The following is a 19,349-nucleotide window of genomic DNA, read 5'->3' on the forward strand; positions in this document are numbered from 1 at the left end:
ACGAAACTGTGAGCAATTTGAGACCGGAACTGCATGTCACCGCGGACGAAGGCATTTTGAACGCCGCAGCGGGCATGCTTCGCGACGGCGACGACTGGCACCTCTTCTACCAGTACGAACCTTCCGAAGGTGCCCCGACGCGTTGGGCGCACCAATTCTCCGAGGGCAACCCGTTCGACTTCTACGAGTGCAACGACGTCATCGCACCCGTCGGCGGCGAGACCCGCATCCTGGCCGGCTCCGTCGTTTCCTCGGCGGAAGGCACGGACCTGTACTTCACGTCCGTCACCAACGCAGGAACGACGGTTCAAGCAGCGCGTATCGACGAGATCGAGACCCTCTGCGAGGAAGTCGACGAAGCCGGTGACATCGATCCCGGAGTGCGCCGCCTTGGCCCTGTGGTGAAGGACGTCGGGCGTTTCACTCGCTTCCGCTCCCCCTGCGTCGTCCCCGACTGGAAGGAAAGCGAGGACCGCACCCGCGGCCAATCCGGCTGGGTGATGCTGGCGAGCAGCGGCCCCTCCGAGAAGCCTGTCCCGGTCGTGCTGGACTCCCCCGACGGAACGTCGTGGTCCTTGCTCGGCCCGCTGCGCTTCGACGGCGACACCGGCCTTTCCGACGACGCTGTGACCGTCGCCCCGCGCATCATCCGCTTGCGCGACGAGGAAGACGACGAGATCTACGACGTGCTGTTTTTGACCATCGAGCTTGAGAAGGGCGACCTGACCGGCTACCTCGTCGGCACCCTCGACGAGACCGAATTCACCGTGCGGACCCCGTTCACCCGCCTCGATTACGGCCACGACTTCACCCGCCCCCGCAGCACCAACGTCGTGCGCGGCACGCAGACCGACGACGAGCGCTACGCCGAAGCCCGCATCTTCGGTCTGCTGGCTGCGACCGGCCGCGGCGGCGACCCGACAGCCCAGCCGACCTGGGAATCCGAAGGCTGGGCCAACGCCCTGTCGCTGCCCCGCGTGGTCACCCTCGCGGGCGGAGAGCTGTACCAGACCCCCGCGCAGGGGCTTCCCGACGCTGTCAGCGCCACCCAGCGCGCCAAGCTCTGGACTGGCCTGTGTGAGATCCCGGTGGGGTCGAAGGTGGCGGTCGAAGTTGTCGACACCACAGGCGACGTCGCCGCCGTGATCTCACACTCCGGCGACGAGATCACCCTCGACCGCCTCGACGGCAACCCCGCCACCGCGCAGCTCGACGACGAGGACGAAGACCACATCTCCGTGCTTGTCGACGGCTCCGCCATCGAAGTCTTCGCCGGCGGCGGCGCCGTCACCATGGCCAGCCGCTTCTGGCCCGAAAACGGCGTCGGTGAGCTCCGCGCCACGACTGAAGGCGACGCGGAGATTCTCAGCCAGTGGAGCCGCCCGCGCGCGGCGGTCTAAAACCGCGAAAGCCCTGCTCGCGCAGAGCTGCAGCCGGCGCGAGCAGGGCGGAGACAGCGCCGCTACGCCTAAGGCTGAGCCGCCGAGCCGCCGAGCCTAAGGCTGAGCCGCGGAGTCTAGGCCTGCGGCGCTCGCTTCATCCGAGTGAGCTGCGCTCGCGCGGTGACCGTCATGGTCTCAGGAAGAGCAGCGACACGCTCAGCGAGAACCTCCGGGTCGAGGTGGCGGGCAGACGGGCTCATGCCGACCTGGGCGGCGATCGACTCGCGGTCCAGGTTCATCGGGAACTCAATGAGCTCTGGCTCACCAACGGGAACGAGGTGGCCGGCGGCTTGCTCGAGCATGCGCTCCTGCTTGCCTTCCTCAACGCCCAAGATGCCGAGGGGCTCGCGGAGTTCGTCGAGGTGGCCGGCTTGGGGGGTGAGGATGAGGACCTCGCCGTCGTCGACAAGCACGCGCGCGAATTCCTGCGGGTTGCGCGGCGCGAAAATCACGGTGATCACGTCGACGGAATTATCGCGCAGAGGAAGGCCCTCCCACACATCGGCGACGACGGCGCCGATCTTGGGGTGCGCTTTCGCCAAGTGCTTCGCGGCGGGAACAGCGATATCGACGCCGATTCCGCGGGAATTCTCCACCGCGTCGAGAGTGTGCGTCAGGTAGTAGCCGGTGCCGGCGCCGACTTCGAGGATGGTGGGGGTGGCCGCGACGTCGTCAAGCGGGAGTCCTTGAAGAGCGTCGAGGACGCGCTCCGTGACCGTCTCCACGAACGGCGCGAAATGGCCGCGCGATAAAAACGCCTCGCGTGAGACCACCATCTCCGGGCTGTCGCCCTCATGAGCAATCCCGGCGCCGGATGCCAGCGTGACGTAGCCCTGCTTAGCCACGTCGTACGAATGCCCGGTCTCAGACACCAGGCGGCTGAAATCGTCCGCCCCCGTCAGAGCACTTCCGTCAACGGGGTCCGCCAGCACATCAACAATGTCTTTGAGCATGGCGTCATGTTACCTGCAGCTCTACTGCGCTGCGACATCGGTGAGGAGCTGGCCAAGTTCGGCAGCTTCCTCGTTGTTGAGCTCCACCACGAGGCGTCCGCCGCCGTCGGACGGGATGCGCATCACGATCTTTCGGCTTTCCTCGACGACTTCCATCGGACCGTTGCCGGTACGCGGCTTCATTGCTGCCATGTGGTGTTACTCCTTGGCTTCTTCGATTGTCTGCTCTCCGTCGGTCGCGGTCACGCGCGACGGAAATTCCTCCCCAATCTTACGCCCTTGCTTGGAAAGGAGGTGCTCGACGAGAGCATCGACTTGGTCCTGGCGGTATCCGCGGGGGACGACTTCGAGGGCGATGTCCTCGTAACGGCCAGCGTCGACGGCATCGCGGTTCGAGGCGATGACGTCGCGGGGTGCGTCCATCGGAGGTAGCGCTTCACCGCGGCCGGCGATCGAGGCAGAAATCCACGCGCCGAGCAGCGCGATGGCGGCGATGACGAGGATGAGAATGACCCAAGACAGCATGAACTGATGCTACCGCAGTTCGGCCCAGGGCTGGCGTTGCGGGACGTCGCCTACGCCGGCGCGGGCGAGGATGGTGGCGGCGACGGTTTCAGCCATTGCGGACAGTTCGTGCAAAGGCCGGTTGCGGTGGGCTTTCTGCCCGAGGGGGATTTGGGCAAGGGAGGAGGGGCCGTGGAGGGTGGAGACGTCGATAAGCAAGCCCGCTTCGACGCCGTATCCCGCGACGAACGGCACCTTGAGTGCGGTGTCGCGGCGGATGGCGTATTCGCCGGCGAGCGGCTGGTCAAGCGGCGGGATGTCGGGAAACAGGAGGCGGAGCAGCGGCTTCGCTGTCAGTTCCGTGACGCGCCCACCGCCGCGCGGGGCACCGTTGAGCGCGCGGTCATAGCTCGCTTTCACAAGATGCACACGCTTATCGACGAACGCCCCCGCCAACCTATCCACCCACCCCGCCTCAACGGTGGTGACGTCTGCGTCGAGGAACACCACGATGTCCCCCTGCGCCGCGAGGGCCCCGCGCCACAACGCTTCGCCCTTGCCGGGCTGAACCGGAATCTCCGGCGCGATATCCCGCCAATTGAGCACCGTCGCACCGGCAGCTTCCGCGTTGGCGGCTGTCGCGTCCGTCGAATCGGAATCGACGACGATGACCTCGTCGGCGCACGATGCGCGAGCTGCGCGCACCACATCAGCGACAGTGTTTTCCTCGTTGAGGGCGGGAATGACGACGGAGACCTGCACTACGCCAAACCTCTGATCGTCGCGAGCGGACCTGTGGTTCCTTGGATGGCTGCGGTGGTGCGGATGACGTCAATGGTTTCGGCGACCTCGTGCACGCGGAATGCCGCGACCCCGCGCGCCGCGCACCACGCTGTCGCCGCGAGCGTGCCCGCGACGCGCTCCCCCACTGCGCGTCCCGTGGTCTCCCCAATGAAGTCCTTATTCGACAGCGCCATGAGCACCGGCCAGCCCGTTGCGACGACCTCCTCGATGCGCCGCAGGATCTCCAACCCGTGGAACGTGTTCTTGCCGAAGTCGTGCGTGGGGTCGATGAACACCTTGTCTTCCGGGACGCCGCAGTCCACGGCGCGCTCCGCGAGCGTCGTCGTTTCGCGAATCACGTCGGCGACGACGTCGTCGTAATGCACGCGGTGCGGTCGCGTGCGCGGGGTCGCACCGCCGGTGTGCGAGCAGACGTAGCCCACTTTGTGCGCGCCGGCGACCTCGACGAGCTCTGGTTCAAAGCCTGCCCATGTGTCGTTGATGAGGGTCGCTCCCGCCGCGATCGCCGCCTCCGCGACAGCGGGGCGCCACGTGTCCACGGAGATATCCACCGAGGTCGCGTCGGCTGCGGCGAGCTGATTGCGGACGGCGTCGATAAACGGCACGACGCGGTCAATCTCCTCGTGAGCACTGACGTCGTCGCCCGGACCCGCTTTCACGCCGCCGACATCGACGATCGTGGCACCTGCGTCGACGACCTCTCGGCAGCGCGCCAGAGCGGCGTCGAAGGCGAAGGTCGCACCCTTGTCATAAAACGAGTCCGGAGTGCGGTTCACGATGGCCATGACACGAGGCAGGCCGGCGGGAAGGAGGTGCATTTAACGCTCGTATTTGTGCAGGTTGCGCGGGTCCGACATCTCGCGGTGCGTGTTGACGATGTACTCCACCGCCTCGTCCACCGAATCCGTGACGAGGAAGAGCTGGTCGTCGCCCTCCGAGATCAGGCCGCGGCCGAGCTGCTGGGTGCGAATCCAGTCGACGAGGCCGGACCAGAACTCGGTGCCGAGGAGCACCATCGGGAAGTTGGTGACCTTGCCTGTCTGGATCATGCAGAGGACCTCGAAGACCTCGTCCATCGTGCCGAAGCCACCCGGCAGCGAGATGAACCCCTGCGAGTACTTCAAAAACATCGTCTTGCGGGCGAAGAAGTACCGGAAATTCAACCCGAGGTCGACCCAGGGGTTGAGCACCTGCTCGAAAGGCAGCTCGATGCCCAGGCCGACAGACATGCCGCCGGCTTCGTAAGCTCCGCGGTTCGGGCCTTCCATCAGGCCGGGGCCGCCACCGGTGATGACCGCGTAACCAGCCTCCACCAGGGCCTTGCCCAGTGCGCGAGCCTGCTCGTATTCCGGGGTGCCCTCGCCGAGACGGGCGGAGCCGAAGACGGTCACGGCCCAGTCGAGATCGTGAAGAGCGTCGAAGCCGGAGACGAACTCGCTGGTGATGCGCATGACGCGCCACGGGTCCGCATGCTTCCAATCGTGGTCCGGGCGACCCATCTGCAAGAGACGCTGGTCGTAGGTGGACGTGGAATTGTCGTCGCCGCCTTTGTGGCGCCTAAGAATCGGGCCGCTCAGAGTACGGTCGCGATCCGGGCGCGGGGTGATGTGTGGTGCCACGGGGTGAAAGCTTTCTAGTCGGGAAAGTTATTGCGCTGTGGGCCTGCGCTTTAAGCGGACGCGCCGGTCAAGTACGCGATGAGGGTGTCCGCGACGGTGCGGATCTGCTCGATCGGGCACTGCTCGTCGATCTTGTGGGCGAACCCGGGATCGCCGGCGCCAAAGTTCACAGCCGGAACTCCCAGCGTAGAGAACCGGGACACATCCGTCCATCCGAATTTGGCACGGAATTCACCGCCGACAGCGGCGAGCAGGCCTTGGGCGGCGGGGGCGTCGAGGCCGGGGAGGGCGCCGGGGACGGCGTCGTCGTAAAGCAATTCGAGGCCTTCTTCGAGCGCGAGGGTGTCTTCGAGGTGCTGTTTCGCCTCGTCCAGGCTGCGGTCGGGCGCGAAGCGGAAGTTGATGGTGAGGGAGGCTTCGTCGGGAAGCGTGTTCGTCGCGACGCCGCCAGAAAGCCCGACGACGTTGAGGCCCTCGCGGTATTCGCAGCCCGCGATGGTGACGGTGCGCGGCTCGTACGCGGCGATGCGGCCGAGCACTCCGGCGAGATCGTGCGCGGCGTTGTGGCCGAGCCAGGCGCGCGCCGAGTGCGCACGGGTGCCGCGCGCGGTGACGGTGACGCGGATGCTGCCCTGGCAACCGGCCTCGATGATCGCGCCGGACGGTTCGCCGAGCAGCGCCAGCGAGCCCTGGAGCAGCTCGGGCTCGTCGCGTTCAAGATGCGCGAGACCGTTGTACTTAGCGGCGACTTCTTCCGCTTCGTAGCAGATGAGCGTGAGGTCAAACTGCAGGCCGGCAGAGTTGCACAGCGTCGCGAAAGCGTGGAGGTAGCACGCCATTCCGGACTTCATGTCGACGGCACCGCAGCCCCACAAGATGTCGCCTTCGACGTGGTGGGGCACATTATCCGCGATAGGCACAGTGTCGATGTGCCCGGCGAGAACGATCCGTTCGCCAAGATCGCGGTTGGTGCGCGCGACGACGGTGTTGCCGCGGCGGGTCACCTCCACGCCGTCCAAGGCCTCGAGCGCGGCCTGGATCGCGTCGGCGATCGCCTTCTCCTCGTGGGAGGGCGACGGGATGTCGACCAGCGCTTTGGTGAGCTCGACAGGGTCAGCAAAAAGGTCCAGATTCACGGGGGCGATACTACCTGCCGGGTAAGCACGTACGATACAGCCATGCCCCAAGGAGCTCGCGCTACAGGAATCGCACATATTGCCGCCAACGGCACCGTCCTCGACAGCTGGTACCCCACCGTCGAGCTTATCGACGATATCCCCCACTCCCTCACCCGCCGCGTCAGCGCCAACGAGCTCTCGCCTCGGCTGCTCAATCTGATCGGCATGGACCGCGACCGCCACGTCGAAGTGGTGCCGGTGCACACCGAGATCGCGGACCTGTCTGCCCCGGCCATTGACGCACACGACGTCTACCTGCGTCTCCACTTGCTGTCGCACCGGAAGGTGAAGCCGCTGGAGATCAATATGACGGACGCGCTCGAACACCTCGTCCCCGTGGCGTGGACGAATAAAGGTCCGTGCCTGCCCGACGACTTCGAGTACGTGCGCACCAACCTGCGCGCCCGCGGAACCATTCATGTCTACGGCATCGAGCGTCTGCCGCGCATGGTCGATTATGTCGTTCCCACCGGGGTGTCCATCGCGGAAGCCGAACGCGTCCGCCTCGGCGCGTATCTTAGCCCCGGGACCAGCGTGTTCCGGGAAGGATCGGTGTCGTACAACGCCGGAACTCTCGGCCCGGCGCAGGTGGAAGGGCGCGTGCTGTCCTCGTGCGTCATCGGGGCGGGCTCGGATCTCGGGTTGTCGTCGTTCGTCATGGCGGAACGCACCGACGGGCACAACCGGTCTCCCCTGCGCATCGGCGAGAACTGCATCATCCGGCCGTCTGCAGGACTCATCGACTTGAACATGGGCGACCGCTGCGAACTCGGTTCCGGCATCATTTTGGAGCCCGACACCATTGTCTACGACACGCGCAACCCGCACGAGAAGACCTACGTCCCCGCTCACACGATCACTGAACAGTCGGACTGGACGATCACTAACGAACCGCACAGCGCTACTCCGGTGGTGAGGGAGAGGTCGCGGTAGAGGCCGGGCGTCGATAAGCGTGCTCTTTTTGCTTGAGCCTGCATTTAATTCACCCCGAATTATTGGCTCGCGCCCATGGTTCCTACACTTGACTCATGTCGAACACCCTCAATAGCGGCTTGCAAACCCGCCACCTGACCATGATGGGACTGGGCTCCGCCATCGGCGCCGGACTCTTCCTCGGAACCGGCGTGGGCATTCAAGCCGCCGGACCGGCCGTCATCATCGCCTATGTGATTGCCGGCGCCGTCACCGTCTGCATCATGACGATGCTCGCGGAAATGGTGGCGTCGCGACCGTCCTCCGGAAGCTTCGCCACATACGCCGACCAGGCATTCGGCGCCTGGGCCGGCTTCTCCGTCGGCTGGTCCTACTGGATCATGCAGGTGCTCATCATCGGCGTGGAGATCACCGGCGCCTCCGCCATCATCTCCGGCTGGTTCGACATCGCGCCGTGGATCCCCGCGCTGATCGCCGTCGTGTTCTTCGCCGCGATCAACCTCGCCGCCGTGCGCGGCTTCGGCGAATTCGAATTCTGGTTCGCCCTGATCAAAGTGGCTGCGATCGTCATTTTCTTGGTCGTCGGCGTGCTCATGGTCTTCGGCCTCTTCCCCGGCATGGACGCCGTGGGCACCAGCAATATCGACCACGTCGGCTTCATGCCCAACGGCATCGGCGGCATCGCCACCGCCATGCTCGCCGTCGCCTTCGCATTCGGCGGCATCGAGCTCGTGACTATCGCCGCAGCCGAGTCCGAGAACCCCACAGCCGCCGTCAGCGCGGCGATCCGCTCCGCGATTTGGCGCATCGCCGTGTTCTACATCGGCTCCGTGGTGCTGATCATTCTGCTGCTGCCCTACGAACAGATCGCCGGCGCCGATTCCGCCGCCGAGTCCCCGTTCACCCTCGTGCTCGAGCGCGCGAATGTCTCCGGTGCCGCCACCATCATGGAAGTCGTCATCGCGCTCGCCCTGTTGTCCGCGTGCAACGCGCAGCTCTACGGCAACTCCCGTCTGCTGTACTCGATGGCGCGCGGTGGCGAGGCACCCTCCTATTTCGCTCAGACGAACGCATCGGGCGTGCCTGTTCGCGCCGTGATCGTCTCCATTATCTTCGGCTTCATCTCCGTCGCGATGCAGTGGTGGAACCCGCCGGGGCTTTTGACCTTCCTTCTGAACGCTGTCGGCGGCATCCTGATTTCGATCTGGGCGATGGTGATCCTGTCGTACATCCGCCTGCACCCCAAGCTCGTCGCATCCGGCGAAATCACAAATGTGCGCATGTGGGGCTACCCGTGGTTGCCGTGGATCACGTTCGCCACGCTGGGCGGATTCATCCTGCTCATGCTTTTCGACGCTGGCGGCCGCACCGAGCTCATCTCCGCCCTCGTCGTCGTTGGCGCGATCGTCGTGACCAGCCTCATCGTCCACCGTGGCAAGGCGTCCGAGCCGGCGCACATGGCGTAATTGGCACGACGCCGCCCCCGCGCGTGAAAACCAACGCGCCGCCTGAAGATCTTCTAAGCTATGCAGCGCTAGCGCTTTTGCGCGGGCCGTGCATACGCAGACACCGTAAGAGAAAGAACTGATTACTACTATGACCACCGCATTCGCACGAGGCTTGGCCACTGTCACCCACGATGGAACTGTCCTGGATGTCTGGTATCCGGCCCCGAAGCTCGGTGAGTCCGTCTCTTCCACCGGCACGACCCGCTTGGAGGAAACCCCGCAGCAGTTCGTCAATCTCGCCGGCCCCGACGAGGACCGGGGAGTCGCACGCGTGCCTGTGGCGACGTCCATCTCCGATATCTCCGCCGCGCCTGTTGACGCTTACGATGCGTACCTGCGTCTCCACCTCCTCTCCCACCGCCTGGTCAAGCCGCACGAAGCGAACCTCGACGGCCTCTTCGGTCTGCTCGCCAACGTCGTGTGGACCAACTACGGCCCCTGCGCGGTCTCCGATTTCCAGGTTGTCCGCAGCCGCCTGTCGGCGCGCGGCCCAGTGGTCGTGTTCTCCGTGGATAAATTCCCGCGCATGGTCGACTACGTCGTTCCCACCGGTGTCCGCATCGGCGACGCCGACCGCGTGCGTCTCGGCGCACACCTCGCTGAGGGCACCACAGTCATGCACGAAGGCTTCGTGAACTTCAACGCTGGCACGCTCGGTGCCTCCATGGTCGAGGGCCGCATCTCCGCCGGCGTCGTCGTCGGCGACGGCTCCGACATCGGCGGCGGCGCGTCCATCATGGGCACGCTGTCCGGCGGCGGCAAGGAGACCATCAAGATCGGCGAGCGCTGCCTGCTCGGCGCCAACGCGGGCATCGGTATTTCGCTTGGCGACGACTGCACCGTCGAAGCCGGCCTCTACGTCACCGCCGGCACCAAGGTCACCCTGTCCGCTGAGATCGCGCAGTCTGTCGGACGCTCTGAAGGCGACTCTGTAAAGGCTGTCGAGCTCTCCGGTGCCAACGGCATTCTCTTCCGCCGCAACTCCGTGACCGGTGCCGTCGAGGCCGTCAAGGCCAAGGGCGTGGAGCTCAACGCGGAGCTGCACAACAACTAACGCACTCGATGCTGTGGATTTCGCTGGCACTCCACAACGATCTTCGCACCAAAAGCCAGGTCGCGAACGGTAGGTTGCGATCAAGAATTTAGTGCACAACCGGTGTTGAGGTGTTCAAGCTGAATAAATGCAGGCAAGAAACCAGAAACGGGATGGTACCCAGCCGCCGTGACCCACGCTGAAACGTCGGATATTTGGTGAGCATCGATAACCTCGCACGTGACATGCGGACCGACAGAGTTTTCGGCAAAAACCGCATTCACTGCGAGGGACAATTCCTGATAGACGGCCACTCTGTCTGCGTATTCAGACTCGAACGCGACCACCACCCTAATCAGATGCCTCCCACTGGCAGAGGTTTTTCTAGCATGAGCGACCCCGATCCATGACAAGCCTTTAGTGCAACAATGGCGCAGAGCTCGGCGAACGGCAGCGAGCGCGAGTGCCTGATTCGTGGCAGCTATTGATCGTGCCCCTAACGCACGGGGCCATAAGACGGGGAGTTCCAGCGACGTGGCCTGTTGGGGTGCAGCGTTGGGAGAGGATGTGCTGACGCCGGCCTCTTTCGGCGGATCGGACCACAGTAACTCAATCGGGAAGTCTGTAAAGGAATCGATGCCCAGGTCCCCGAGAACATCACACACGTCATGTGCCACAGTGCCGAGTGGCGCCTGCGCATCGACCTCAACTGTCAACAGTGGTTGAGGAATGGAACCTTCCACAGCGGCGATGCTATTGGCACGCACGCTAAGCACGGAACACGAACTTGCGGTGCTGCCGGACGCGAGCCCCCAAGTGCTGAGAGATTCCCAGATCAGCGCCGGTGTTACAGCTGCGGCGAGACAATCAGGATCAGCCATCGCCTTTTCCTGTTGTAACTTAGAAACAAGTTCCGAGGACGCGAGATAGCCACCGCGGTGAATTGCACGATCGGCGATACTTGTTCCTGGGATGAAACTGCGTACCCGGATGATGCCGCTATCTGGGAGCCGACGAATACTCAGCGAAGTCCGTTCGGGAAGTTCTCTCAGCGCGTCATCGGCTGTGCGGACGGCGCTGTCAACCAACACCTGCGTTAACGGTTGGACAGGGAGAAGATCAGTGCTGAGCGGGATCCGGTACAGAATGATTGGCGTTTCTTCAGCATCCGGTTCATGGACGGTGCTAGGGAACGCCTGGTGGAAAATGATGTTGTGGAAAACCGACCCACAATGAACGCCACTTCCACAGGCGCTAGCGAAGGCCTGTGCCCGGCCAAGGATGTGCCTCAACACTGATTCTGTGAAAAGAGGATCATCTTCCTGAACGTGCAGGGTGATCACCGGAGCGGTGGTTGCAGAGTCATCATTGACTTTGAACGCCACGCTATAGGCGAGGCGGCCACAACCGAGAACTTCCTGGGCGTTTAGAGAATCCGAACGAAGATCCTTTACGTACTTCCGAGTAAGTTCCCGTACTACCTCGCCCGTGAAGTATTCACGAACAGCAAGAGCTAGCAGCCCTAATGACTCGGCCATATTCCAAGCAGGAATATGTTCTGAAAGAGCCGATCCTATTGCGGAGTTGCTGAGGCGCTGAGCTGCAGCTAATGCTGCCTTCGGACTGTAGTCGGGGCGGCGATCCCTGAAGGAGTAGTTTTTGCTCTCGCACGCGCTATCGCTGACATCCAGGATGGTGAAGTCATGGTCGATGTGCTCATAATGCGTTAAACAGAGCTGCTGGTGGTACACATAATCCAGCACAGATTCATCACTAGGACCTCCGGCTAGCAACCACTGGATATGTGTGTACTCACGCTCAATGTCCTCGAATGTTGTGGAGCGTCCCCCGGCGCTCTGGATCAAGATTCTTCCGGGAGAATCCCCCGGAAGAACAGCCAACGCCTGGCAGTTTCGTGGGATGGCTAAACCACTGGTCCACGCTGCAATTCCAATCCAGCGCACATAGTCAATGGACATGGTCATTTCGCCAGTCTAACCTTTTGGTTTTGCTGTCTCCCCTACGCCGCTGTGCTGCTTCTCGCGGCCTTGGGTTTCCGGAATGTCCAGAGCTTGTTGATGATGAAGTTCACGGGCATCGCGATCAGCGTCGAGATCGCCTGCGCCCAATACGACTTGGTGCGCAGACCGCTGGAACCGTCGAAGACGTGGTCGGGCAGGCCGACGGGCGTCGTCGGGTTCATGAGCAGCGTCATGCACGTCAAGGACACCACGAAGGCGACAAGCCCCGTGGCGAGGAACGGGAAGAAGCCGCGTAGCCACGACTTTTTGACCATCCCGCCGAAAGTCCAGCTGCGGTTGAGCTGGTAGTTCCAGGTGTTGGCAAGTAGGAAGGCCAAAGAGGACAGGAAGTGGTACCAGCGCACATTCCAGCGGGTGGAACCGATCTGGGTGATGATGTCGTCTGCTTCCAACCCGAAGCCGTGGAGCAGAGCCTTCGACGCGAGGTAGAACACCACGAAATTGACCAGGACGCCGGAACCGCCGACGATGCCGAATTTGATGAATTCGCGGGCACCGTTCATCACGCGCAAAGCGGTGCTGCCGCTCTTCTGCTGCGCAGGTGGCGCCGAGCGGGCGGCATCGGTCGCCGCGTCTTCAGCTATATCGTGTTGGGTCACCCCAGCCGCCTTCCTTCCTGCGGTACTGTTCTAAGTCTTTAAACTTGTGACAGTGTAGTCCCGCGAGGGCGACGAAATGAAAACGTTATGAGCTGCGCTACTGCGTGATGCGACGCGCGGCTGCGTCGATCTTCTCGTCGGTGGCCGTCAGCGCAATGCGCACATGGGATGCGCCAGCCGGGCCATAGAAGTCGCCGGGGGCACCGAGGATTCCGCGGTCGGCGAACCAGTCGAGCGCCTGGCGGGAGCCCATCCCTTCGCGGCGCACCCACAAGTACAGGCCGGCATCGGAATGGTCGACGGTGAAACCGGCATCAGGCAGCGCCTTGAGCAGCTCGAGGCGGCGCGAGGCGTAGACGGAGCGTTGCATTTCCTCGTGCAGGTCGCTCTCCAGCGCCGCGACCATCGCGTGCTGGATCGGGCCAGGAACGATCAGGCCGGCGTGCTTGCGCACCTCGAGGAGTTCCTGGACGAGGGCTTCGTCGCCGGAAATCATGCCGCAGCGGTAGGACGCCAGATTCGAGGTCTTGGACAGGGAGTGCAGCGCCAAAAGGCCGGTGTCGTCGCCGTCGGTGACGGACGGGTGCAGCACGGAGACAGGTTCGGTGGCCCACCCGAGGTAGAGATAGCACTCGTCGGAGGCGATGATCGCGCCGGTTTCGCGCGCGAAGGCGACCCAGGAGCGCAGCAGCTCAACAGAGGCCACAGCGCCGGTCGGGTTCGACGGGGAGTTGAGGAAAATCAGGGCGGCATCGCGAGGGGCTTGCGCCGGATCGTCACAACGCACGACATTGCAGCCAGCCATGAGTGCGCTGACTTCGTAGGTGGGGTACGCGACTACCGGGATGACGACGGTCTGGCCGCGCAGCCCGAGCAACGTCGGCAGCCACGCGATGGCTTCTTTGAGCCCGATGGTCGGCAACACGGCGCGCTCGTTCAGTCCGGCGATGCCGAAGCGGCGCTCCAACGCCGAGACGATCGCGGCGCGCAAGGCAGGCGCGCCCATCGTCTGCGGGTAGCCAGGCGCGGCGGAATTCTCCGCAAGCGCGAGCTGGATCGCGGGCGGGACGTCGTCGACGGGCCCGCCGACAGACAGGTCGATCAGCCCGTCCGGGTGCGACGCGGCTTTAGCTTTGACGTCGGCGATGGTGTCCCACGGAAAATCGGGCAGGACCTGGCTGAGCGGGCGGCGCGTCCCCATGTCCCCTACTCCTGGTTCATGGGTGGCAGCGCGGCCACGAACGGGTGGTCGAAGTCGTACGGGCCTTCAGCGGCAGCGCCGCCCGGAGAGCCGATCTCGTCGAAGAAGGCGACGTTGGCGTCGTAGTAGTCGTTCCACTCGTCCGGCAGGTCGTCTTCGTAGAAGATGGCTTCGACGGGGCACGCGGGTTCGCAGGCGCCACAGTCGACGCACTCGTCGGGGTGGATGTAGAGCATGCGCTTGCCCTCGTAGATGCAGTCGACGGGGCATTCTTCGACGCAGGCGCGGTCCAGCAGGTCAACGCATGGTTCAGCGATGATGTAGGTCATGGGCTCCTGTCACTCCTTATGACGAAAATTCTCACATCAGTATGTCACTTCCGCGCCACAATGGGCCACACGGCCCCGGCACATGCGGCGGCGAGCAGGATAACGCAGCGAATCTTATATTCGGCGATGATCGCGGCGGTCACCTCGGGCCCGACAGCGAGCAGCAGGAACCCGCAGATCCACGCCAACAGCGGAACGAGGGCGCCGAGCACGCGACCGCGTGTCCACAGCAGCGCCGTGCGCGTGAACACAGCCCCAAGACCAGCTGCGGCGAGAATCGAGGGAACACCGTAGAGCGAGCTTATCGACGCCACCTCAACCAGCCCCGATCCCACCGCCCCCACCGACAGCCACATGAGTCCGGAGCGGGCTTCCGCCGGTGAGAAGTCGGTCCGCGTAATGGGACGGCGGGGTGAACCGGGGGCAGGCATTAGAAGTCGAGGCCGCTTGCGATATCGGCGCCGTGGTCCAGGGGCAGTCCTGCGCCGAGGAGGTAGTGCTCGCGGCGGATGATGGGCTGCGCGATGAGGTTGGACAGCGCATAAGTGGTCACCGGGCCACGAGCGATGGCGGGGTGGGGGTTGGTGAGGGAAACGGAGCCGTCGGCAAGCCAAATCTGCGTTGCGTGCGCTTTCATGGCTTCGGCCTTGGCGGCGTAGACGACATCGTCCATCTCGACCCAGGTGTCGGTGGTGTCAACAGCGTCGAGCTCCCCCGGTGCCGGGTGCGTCCAGCCGGCGGGAATGTCGTCGGCGAAATTGGCTTCGAGTTCTTCGCGCAGGCGTGCTGCCCAGAGGATGCGCGGGATATCGACCTGCCGGGCGGCCAGATGCGTGATCTCGTGGGCGCGGATGTGGTCGGGGTGGCCATAACCGCCGTTGGCGTCGTAGGTGAGCACGAGGTGCGGGGCCTCGCGGCGGAAGATCTCCACGAGGTCGTTCACTGCTGCCTCGCCGGAATTGACGAAGGCGCGGGGGTTACGGCTCGCCGGCGAACCCGCCATGCCCGAATCCCGGTAACGCCCGGCCCCGCCGAGGAATTCGCCGCGCACATCGAGGATGGCTAGCGCACGGGAGAGCTCGTGAATGCGGAACCCGCCGAGCTGGTCCGCCTCGTCGTTGACCAGACCTTGGTAGGTCTCCCCGATCACTTCGCCCTCTTCCCCGAGCGTGCACGTGACCACGAGGACATCGGCGCCACGGCGCGCGAGATCCGCTAGTGCGCCGCCGGTCGAGATCGACTCATCGTCGGGATGCGCGTGCACTGCGACGACGCGCAATCCCACCAGATCGCGAAAGTGGCGGTCACTGCTCATGTTCGGGTTCGGGTTCGCGTTGTTCATCGTCGGCTCGGTCATCCTTTCTGTTGTCGTCGTTGTCGTCATCCTCGGCTGCGGGCTCGGCCACCTTCCACTGGGCAGCGCCGGCGACGCCGCGGTCCCAGTCGTCAAGGGCAGGTGCGGGGCCGGTGATCCCGCGGCCGAGGGCCACGATGCGGCGTTCGGAGAGCACAGGCACCCAGACAGCTTCACGACGAAGCGTGTCAGTAACAGCGCCGCGCACCTCTGAGTCGGGAATGCGACCGGACAAGATGTTGTCGGACATGGCGCGTGTGGAAGGCAGGCAAAGCCCGCTCAAGTTGCCGGAGACGAAGTCGGTGTCCTCGTCCGGGCACTGAATCTTGCTGGCCCACACGGCCGCTCCCCCGTCGAGAGACCAGCCGACGACGGCATCGACAGTTCCTTCACGCAGGCGTTGAGCGGTGTCGGTGGCATCAGCCGCGACAGTTTCAGCGTCAATGCCAGCGCGCACGAGCAGATCGGCTACGGCGCGAGCGGCGGGCATGGCTTGGTCATCGCGCGGGTCGGCGGCGATGCGGATGGGGCCGGATTCAGCCGCGGCAGCGCGCAGCGCGTCCGGCTCATGGCCGAGGGGCAAAGTCGGGTCGGCGGCAGCCAGGTCGCGGGAACGGGAGGCGGCGATGCGGGCGATGAGGGGGACGTCGATAAGCGATGCGAACTCGCGGCGTACCTCTTTTGTGCCGAGAACCGGCGAGTTGACGGACATGGTGACTCCGAGTTCGCGCGGGCCTTCGACGAGGCGAAGCTGCGCGTCAGGGATCAGCGAGTACGCGTCCCACGACGTCTCCCCCGGCACGTGGTCGACGAATGCGAGTTGGCCGGAGCGCAGGCGGTCGGCGGTGAGGTCCGTCGACCGGACGAAATTGAGCGTGAGCAAGTCGATGCTGGCTGGGTACGGCGCCCAGAAGCGGTCATTGCGTTTCAGGGCGATGACGCCAGCGCCGCGGTCGACCTTGTCCACCATGTAGCGCCCGGCGGAAGCGGGAATCGTCTCGGCGAGCGCCGTGGCGAAATCATCCGCGCGGGAGTCGAGCAGGTGCGACGGGAGGAGATAGTTGAACAGCTCGGGCCATGCCTCAGTGGATTCGCTGAACACGACGTCGACGGTCTTGCCGCCGGTGCCGCTGACGCGCACGTCTTCAATGGCGCGGTAGCCGGCGGGGTCGACGGTGCCAGGCGTGCTGGTCATGCCGCGCCAGAGGTAGACGAAGTCGGCACCGGTGATCGGACTGCCATCGGACCATTGCGCGGCGGGGGCGATCACGTAGCGCACCGTCATCGCCGAGGTGGCTTCTTCGCCTTGTTCACCGTCTTCTTCCAGCACCTCCGCTGATTCGAGGAGGTCGCTGTTGAGCTCGCCGTCGCTAAACGCGCTGGGCAACGTGAGCTCAGCGAGGTCGCGGACGGTGGAATTCTCGTCGGCGACCAGGTGCGGGTTCAGGCCGTTGCGCAGCGGCTCGACGCCCGCGGCGGCCTTGGTGCGCGCGGCGGGCTGTGCTGTGGTCGTGGTTGTCTCCGTCGTTTCGGACTCCTCCACAATCGGTGGTGGGCCCGGCTGCGCCGCGCACGACGACAACACCCCCAGCGCGAGAACCGGGGCGAGAATTCTCGCCGCCGTGGTCCTGCAACTGGGGGTGCGCATGAGCACTCATGCTACTGCATGGCGCGTGCGATCCGTCTACTCGCTGCTACTTGTTCATCTGCTTTGCGCGGGAGCGGGCGCGGCCGCGCTCGGTGGCGTTCAGGATGACCTTGCGCACGCGCATCACCTCAGGGGTGACCTCGACGCACTCGTCGTCGTCACAGAATTCGATGGCTTCGTCGAGGGACAGCGCCTTCGCCTTGGCGAGAGTGACCGTGGTGTCCGCGGACGCGGCACGCATATTGGTCAGCTTCTTCTCCTTGGTGATGTTGATGTCCATGTCCTCGTCGCGGCTATTCGCGCCGACGACCATTCCCTCGTAGGTCTCCGCGCCGGGCTCAACGAAGAATTCACCGCGGTCCGCGAGCTGCATGAGCGCATAGGAGGTGACCTGGCCGGAGCGGTCGGCGACGAGGGAGCCGGTCGGGCGGCCCTTGATCTCGCCGGCCCACGGACGGTGCTCGATGGAGTACGAGTTGGCGATACCAGCACCACGGGTCTCCGTGAGGAAGGTCGTGCGGAAGCCAATGAGGCCGCGGGACGGCACGTCGAATTCCATGCGGACCCAATCGCCGGAACCAGCGTTGCCCATGGCAGTCATCTGGCCCTTGCGGTTGGCCATCAGCTGGGTGACAGCACCCTGGTGCTCGGCCGGGGTGTCAATGACCATGTGGTCGTACGGCTCGTAGGTCTTGCCGTCGATCTCCTTGGTGACGACCTGCGGCTTGCCCACGGTGAGCTCGAAGCCCTCGCGGCGCATTGTCTCGATCAAGACAGTCAGGGCCATCTCACCGCGGCCCTGGACCTCCCACGCGTCGGGGCGGTCCGTCGGCAGCACCTTGATGGAGACGTTACCGATGAGCTCCTGGTCCAGACGAGCCTTGACCAAGCGGGCGGTGAGCTTGTCGCCGCCGCCGCGGCCAGCCATCGGAGAGGTGTTCACGCCGATGGTCATGGAGATGGCCGGGTCGTCGATCTTGATGCGCGGGCGTGGCTCGACATGCTCCGGGTTGCAGAGGGTGTCGCCGATCATGATCTCATCGATGCCGGAAACCGCGGCGATGTCGCCGGCGACGACCTCGCCTTCGGCAGGCACACGCTCAAGCCCCTCGGTGACAAGAAGCTCGGCGATCTTGACGTTCTTGACGTGCTGCTCGCCGTCGGCGTCGTAGTGGACCCACGCGACATTGTCACCCTTTTTCACCGAGCCGCGGTAGACGCGGATCAGAGCGATGCGACCGAGGAAGGAAGAGGAGTCCAGGTTGGTGACCTGAGCCTGGAACGGAGCGTCGATATCCGCGGAGGGCTCGGGCAGAACGTCGTAAATGACGTCGAACAGCGGCTGGAGATCCTCATTGTCCGGCAGCCCGCCGTTGCCCGGGTTATTGAAGGAAGCACGGCCTGCGCGGCCGGAGGCGTAGAGGACGGGCAGCTCGAGCAGGTTCTCGGCAGCTTCGGCAGCCTCGGGGTCTTCGAGGGAAGCACCGAGCTCGAGCAGCAGGTCCTGGGCCTCGTCGACAACTTCGTCGATACGCGCATCAGGACGGTCGGTCTTATTCACGCAGATGATGACCGGCTTCTTAGCCTCGAGGGCCTTGCCCAAAACGAAGCGGGTCTGCGGGAGGGGGCCTTCGGAAGCGTCGATCAGCAGGACGACGCCGTCGACCATGGACATGCCGCGCTCGACCTCGCCGCCGAAGTCCGCGTGGCCCGGAGTGTCAATGACGTTGATGACCAAGTCCCGGCCATCCTTGCCCGCGCCGGCGCGACGGATGGAGGTGTTCTTGGCCAGAATGGTGATTCCGCGCTCGGACTCGAGGTCGCCGGAATCCATGACGCGGTCTGCAACCTCGCCGTGATCGCCGAACGCGCCGGACTGCTCCAGCATGCCGTTGACGAGAGTGGTCTTGCCATGGTCGACGTGGGCGACGATGGCGACGTTACGGAACTCAGGGTGCGACACTTCTACGTCTGCTCCTTAGATAGGCGTACTGCACACGGCAGTTGAACGGTTAAACCCTACTCCCATAGGGCGCTACGTGCGATACCGAAAATACACGGCGCCGAAAAACCCACAGCCAAGTCTACTTTTCAGCCTTGACAGCGCCAAAAAACTTCAAATAGTGGGACTGGTGTTGCAATTGTTGCAAACGTCACTAGAGTTACTGACGTTATTAATGTTCTAATGTTGTTTTCCTGCGA

19 protein-coding genes are annotated in these 19,349 nt (G+C 64.2%); 4 read left to right on the forward strand and 15 right to left on the reverse strand.

What is annotated here, in order from left to right; all coding sequences use genetic code 11:
* Positions 1-8: 8 nt before the first annotated feature.
* Positions 9-1,400 carry a GH32 C-terminal domain-containing protein gene (locus tag M3G19_RS05280; protein WP_259901228.1) on the forward strand — a complete coding sequence of 464 codons (1,392 nt, stop codon included), beginning with the start codon at positions 9-11 and terminating at the stop codon, positions 1,398-1,400.
* Positions 1,401-1,516: 116 nt separating this feature from the next.
* On the opposite strand, the gene M3G19_RS05285 is transcribed toward M3G19_RS05280, so the two are convergent.
* The 7 genes from M3G19_RS05285 to dapE are packed head-to-tail and all read right to left on the reverse strand — an operon-like array spanning position 1,517 to position 6,458.
* Positions 1,517-2,395: a methyltransferase domain-containing protein gene (locus M3G19_RS05285; RefSeq protein ID WP_259901229.1), complete on the reverse strand. Its 879-nt coding sequence runs from the start codon at positions 2,393-2,395 to the stop codon at positions 1,517-1,519.
* Positions 2,396-2,416: 21 nt separating this feature from the next.
* Positions 2,417-2,587, reverse strand: coding sequence for a DUF3117 domain-containing protein (locus M3G19_RS05290; protein WP_087116512.1), 171 nt, complete (start codon positions 2,585-2,587; stop codon positions 2,417-2,419).
* Between the two features lie 6 nt (positions 2,588-2,593).
* Positions 2,594-2,920, reverse strand: a complete 327-nt coding sequence (locus M3G19_RS05295; protein WP_259901230.1) for a cell division protein DivIVA — start codon at positions 2,918-2,920, stop codon at positions 2,594-2,596.
* A 9-nt stretch (positions 2,921-2,929) separates the two neighbouring features.
* On the reverse strand, positions 2,930-3,661 hold the full coding sequence (locus M3G19_RS05300; protein ID WP_259901231.1) for a glucosyl-3-phosphoglycerate synthase: 732 nt from the start codon (positions 3,659-3,661) through the stop codon (positions 2,930-2,932).
* Positions 3,661-4,521 carry a dihydropteroate synthase gene (folP, locus tag M3G19_RS05305; RefSeq protein WP_259901232.1) on the reverse strand — a complete coding sequence of 287 codons (861 nt, stop codon included), beginning with the start codon at positions 4,519-4,521 and terminating at the stop codon, positions 3,661-3,663. Before folP ends, M3G19_RS05300 begins: the two co-directional genes overlap by 1 nt.
* The gene (locus tag M3G19_RS05310) at positions 4,522-5,322 is read right to left on the reverse strand and encodes a TIGR00730 family Rossman fold protein (protein ID WP_259901233.1); all 801 of its coding nucleotides are present in this window, start codon (positions 5,320-5,322) and stop codon (positions 4,522-4,524) included.
* Between the two features lie 50 nt (positions 5,323-5,372).
* Positions 5,373-6,458, reverse strand: coding sequence for a succinyl-diaminopimelate desuccinylase (dapE, locus tag M3G19_RS05315; RefSeq protein ID WP_259901234.1), 1,086 nt, complete (start codon positions 6,456-6,458; stop codon positions 5,373-5,375).
* Between the two features lie 42 nt (positions 6,459-6,500).
* On the opposite strand from dapE, the gene M3G19_RS05320 reads away from it, so the two are divergent.
* The 3 genes from M3G19_RS05320 (at position 6,501) to dapD (ending at position 9,995) form a co-directional block, all read left to right on the forward strand.
* Complete coding sequence (locus tag M3G19_RS05320; RefSeq protein WP_259901235.1) at positions 6,501-7,433, forward strand: succinyltransferase; 933 nt, start codon at positions 6,501-6,503, stop codon at positions 7,431-7,433.
* A 95-nt stretch (positions 7,434-7,528) separates the two neighbouring features.
* Positions 7,529-8,899, forward strand: coding sequence for an amino acid permease (locus tag M3G19_RS05325; RefSeq protein ID WP_259901236.1), 1,371 nt, complete (start codon positions 7,529-7,531; stop codon positions 8,897-8,899).
* 130 nt (positions 8,900-9,029) lie between these two features.
* Positions 9,030-9,995, forward strand: coding sequence for a 2,3,4,5-tetrahydropyridine-2,6-dicarboxylate N-succinyltransferase (gene dapD, locus M3G19_RS05330; protein WP_259901237.1), 966 nt, complete (start codon positions 9,030-9,032; stop codon positions 9,993-9,995).
* Between the two features lie 80 nt (positions 9,996-10,075).
* Here dapD and M3G19_RS05335 read toward each other — a convergent pair whose 3' ends face one another.
* The 8 genes from M3G19_RS05335 to typA form a co-directional block, all read right to left on the reverse strand.
* Positions 10,076-11,959: a hypothetical protein gene (locus M3G19_RS05335; RefSeq protein WP_259901238.1), complete on the reverse strand. Its 1,884-nt coding sequence runs from the start codon at positions 11,957-11,959 to the stop codon at positions 10,076-10,078.
* Positions 11,960-11,994: 35 nt separating this feature from the next.
* The gene (locus M3G19_RS05340; RefSeq protein WP_259901303.1) at positions 11,995-12,519 is read right to left on the reverse strand and encodes a GtrA family protein; all 525 of its coding nucleotides are present in this window, start codon (positions 12,517-12,519) and stop codon (positions 11,995-11,997) included.
* A gap of 193 nt (positions 12,520-12,712) precedes the next feature.
* Positions 12,713-13,816 carry a succinyldiaminopimelate transaminase gene (dapC, locus tag M3G19_RS05345; RefSeq protein WP_259901239.1) on the reverse strand — a complete coding sequence of 368 codons (1,104 nt, stop codon included), beginning with the start codon at positions 13,814-13,816 and terminating at the stop codon, positions 12,713-12,715.
* 5 nt (positions 13,817-13,821) lie between these two features.
* Complete coding sequence (gene fdxA, locus M3G19_RS05350; RefSeq protein ID WP_259901240.1) at positions 13,822-14,145, reverse strand: ferredoxin; 324 nt, start codon at positions 14,143-14,145, stop codon at positions 13,822-13,824.
* 44 nt (positions 14,146-14,189) lie between these two features.
* Positions 14,190-14,576 carry a hypothetical protein gene (locus M3G19_RS05355; protein ID WP_259901241.1) on the reverse strand — a complete coding sequence of 129 codons (387 nt, stop codon included), beginning with the start codon at positions 14,574-14,576 and terminating at the stop codon, positions 14,190-14,192.
* Positions 14,576-15,460: an N-acetyl-1-D-myo-inositol-2-amino-2-deoxy-alpha-D-glucopyranoside deacetylase gene (gene mshB / locus M3G19_RS05360; protein ID WP_259901304.1), complete on the reverse strand. Its 885-nt coding sequence runs from the start codon at positions 15,458-15,460 to the stop codon at positions 14,576-14,578. Before mshB ends, M3G19_RS05355 begins: the two co-directional genes overlap by 1 nt.
* Positions 15,450-17,147 carry an ABC transporter family substrate-binding protein gene (locus M3G19_RS05365; RefSeq protein ID WP_259901242.1) on the reverse strand — a complete coding sequence of 566 codons (1,698 nt, stop codon included), beginning with the start codon at positions 17,145-17,147 and terminating at the stop codon, positions 15,450-15,452. The genes mshB and M3G19_RS05365 overlap by 11 nt, the downstream gene beginning before the upstream one ends.
* Positions 17,148-17,193: 46 nt before the next feature.
* On the reverse strand, positions 17,194-19,110 hold the full coding sequence (typA, locus tag M3G19_RS05370) for a translational GTPase TypA (protein ID WP_259901243.1): 1,917 nt from the start codon (positions 19,108-19,110) through the stop codon (positions 17,194-17,196).
* Positions 19,111-19,349: the final 239 nt, after the last annotated feature.

The organism is Corynebacterium sp. p3-SID1194 (genome assembly GCF_025144155.1).
GTDB lineage: Bacteria > Actinomycetota > Actinomycetes > Mycobacteriales > Mycobacteriaceae > Corynebacterium.

Excerpts from the sequence above, each read along its gene's own strand:
- M3G19_RS05340 (WP_259901303.1), bottom strand. The coding sequence starts at position 12,519 with ATGAACGGTGCCCGCGAATTCATCAAATTCGGCATCGTCGGCGGTTCC.
- M3G19_RS05355 (WP_259901241.1), bottom strand. The coding sequence starts at position 14,576 with ATGCCTGCCCCCGGTTCACCCCGCCGTCCCATTACGCGGACCGACTTC.
- M3G19_RS05320 (WP_259901235.1), top strand. The coding sequence starts at position 6,501 with ATGCCCCAAGGAGCTCGCGCTACAGGAATCGCACATATTGCCGCCAAC.
- M3G19_RS05335 (WP_259901238.1), bottom strand. The coding sequence starts at position 11,959 with ATGACCATGTCCATTGACTATGTGCGCTGGATTGGAATTGCAGCGTGG.
- M3G19_RS05290 (WP_087116512.1), bottom strand. The coding sequence starts at position 2,587 with ATGGCAGCAATGAAGCCGCGTACCGGCAACGGTCCGATGGAAGTCGTC.
- M3G19_RS05295 (WP_259901230.1), bottom strand. The coding sequence starts at position 2,920 with ATGCTGTCTTGGGTCATTCTCATCCTCGTCATCGCCGCCATCGCGCTG.
- M3G19_RS05285 (WP_259901229.1), bottom strand. The coding sequence starts at position 2,395 with ATGCTCAAAGACATTGTTGATGTGCTGGCGGACCCCGTTGACGGAAGT.
- M3G19_RS05365 (WP_259901242.1), bottom strand. The coding sequence starts at position 17,147 with ATGCGCACCCCCAGTTGCAGGACCACGGCGGCGAGAATTCTCGCCCCG.
- dapD (WP_259901237.1), top strand. The coding sequence starts at position 9,030 with ATGACCACCGCATTCGCACGAGGCTTGGCCACTGTCACCCACGATGGA.
- folP (WP_259901232.1), bottom strand. The coding sequence starts at position 4,521 with ATGCACCTCCTTCCCGCCGGCCTGCCTCGTGTCATGGCCATCGTGAAC.
- M3G19_RS05325 (WP_259901236.1), top strand. The coding sequence starts at position 7,529 with ATGTCGAACACCCTCAATAGCGGCTTGCAAACCCGCCACCTGACCATG.
- mshB (WP_259901304.1), bottom strand. The coding sequence starts at position 15,460 with ATGAGCAGTGACCGCCACTTTCGCGATCTGGTGGGATTGCGCGTCGTC.
- fdxA (WP_259901240.1), bottom strand. The coding sequence starts at position 14,145 with ATGACCTACATCATCGCTGAACCATGCGTTGACCTGCTGGACCGCGCC.
- dapC (WP_259901239.1), bottom strand. The coding sequence starts at position 13,816 with ATGGGGACGCGCCGCCCGCTCAGCCAGGTCCTGCCCGATTTTCCGTGG.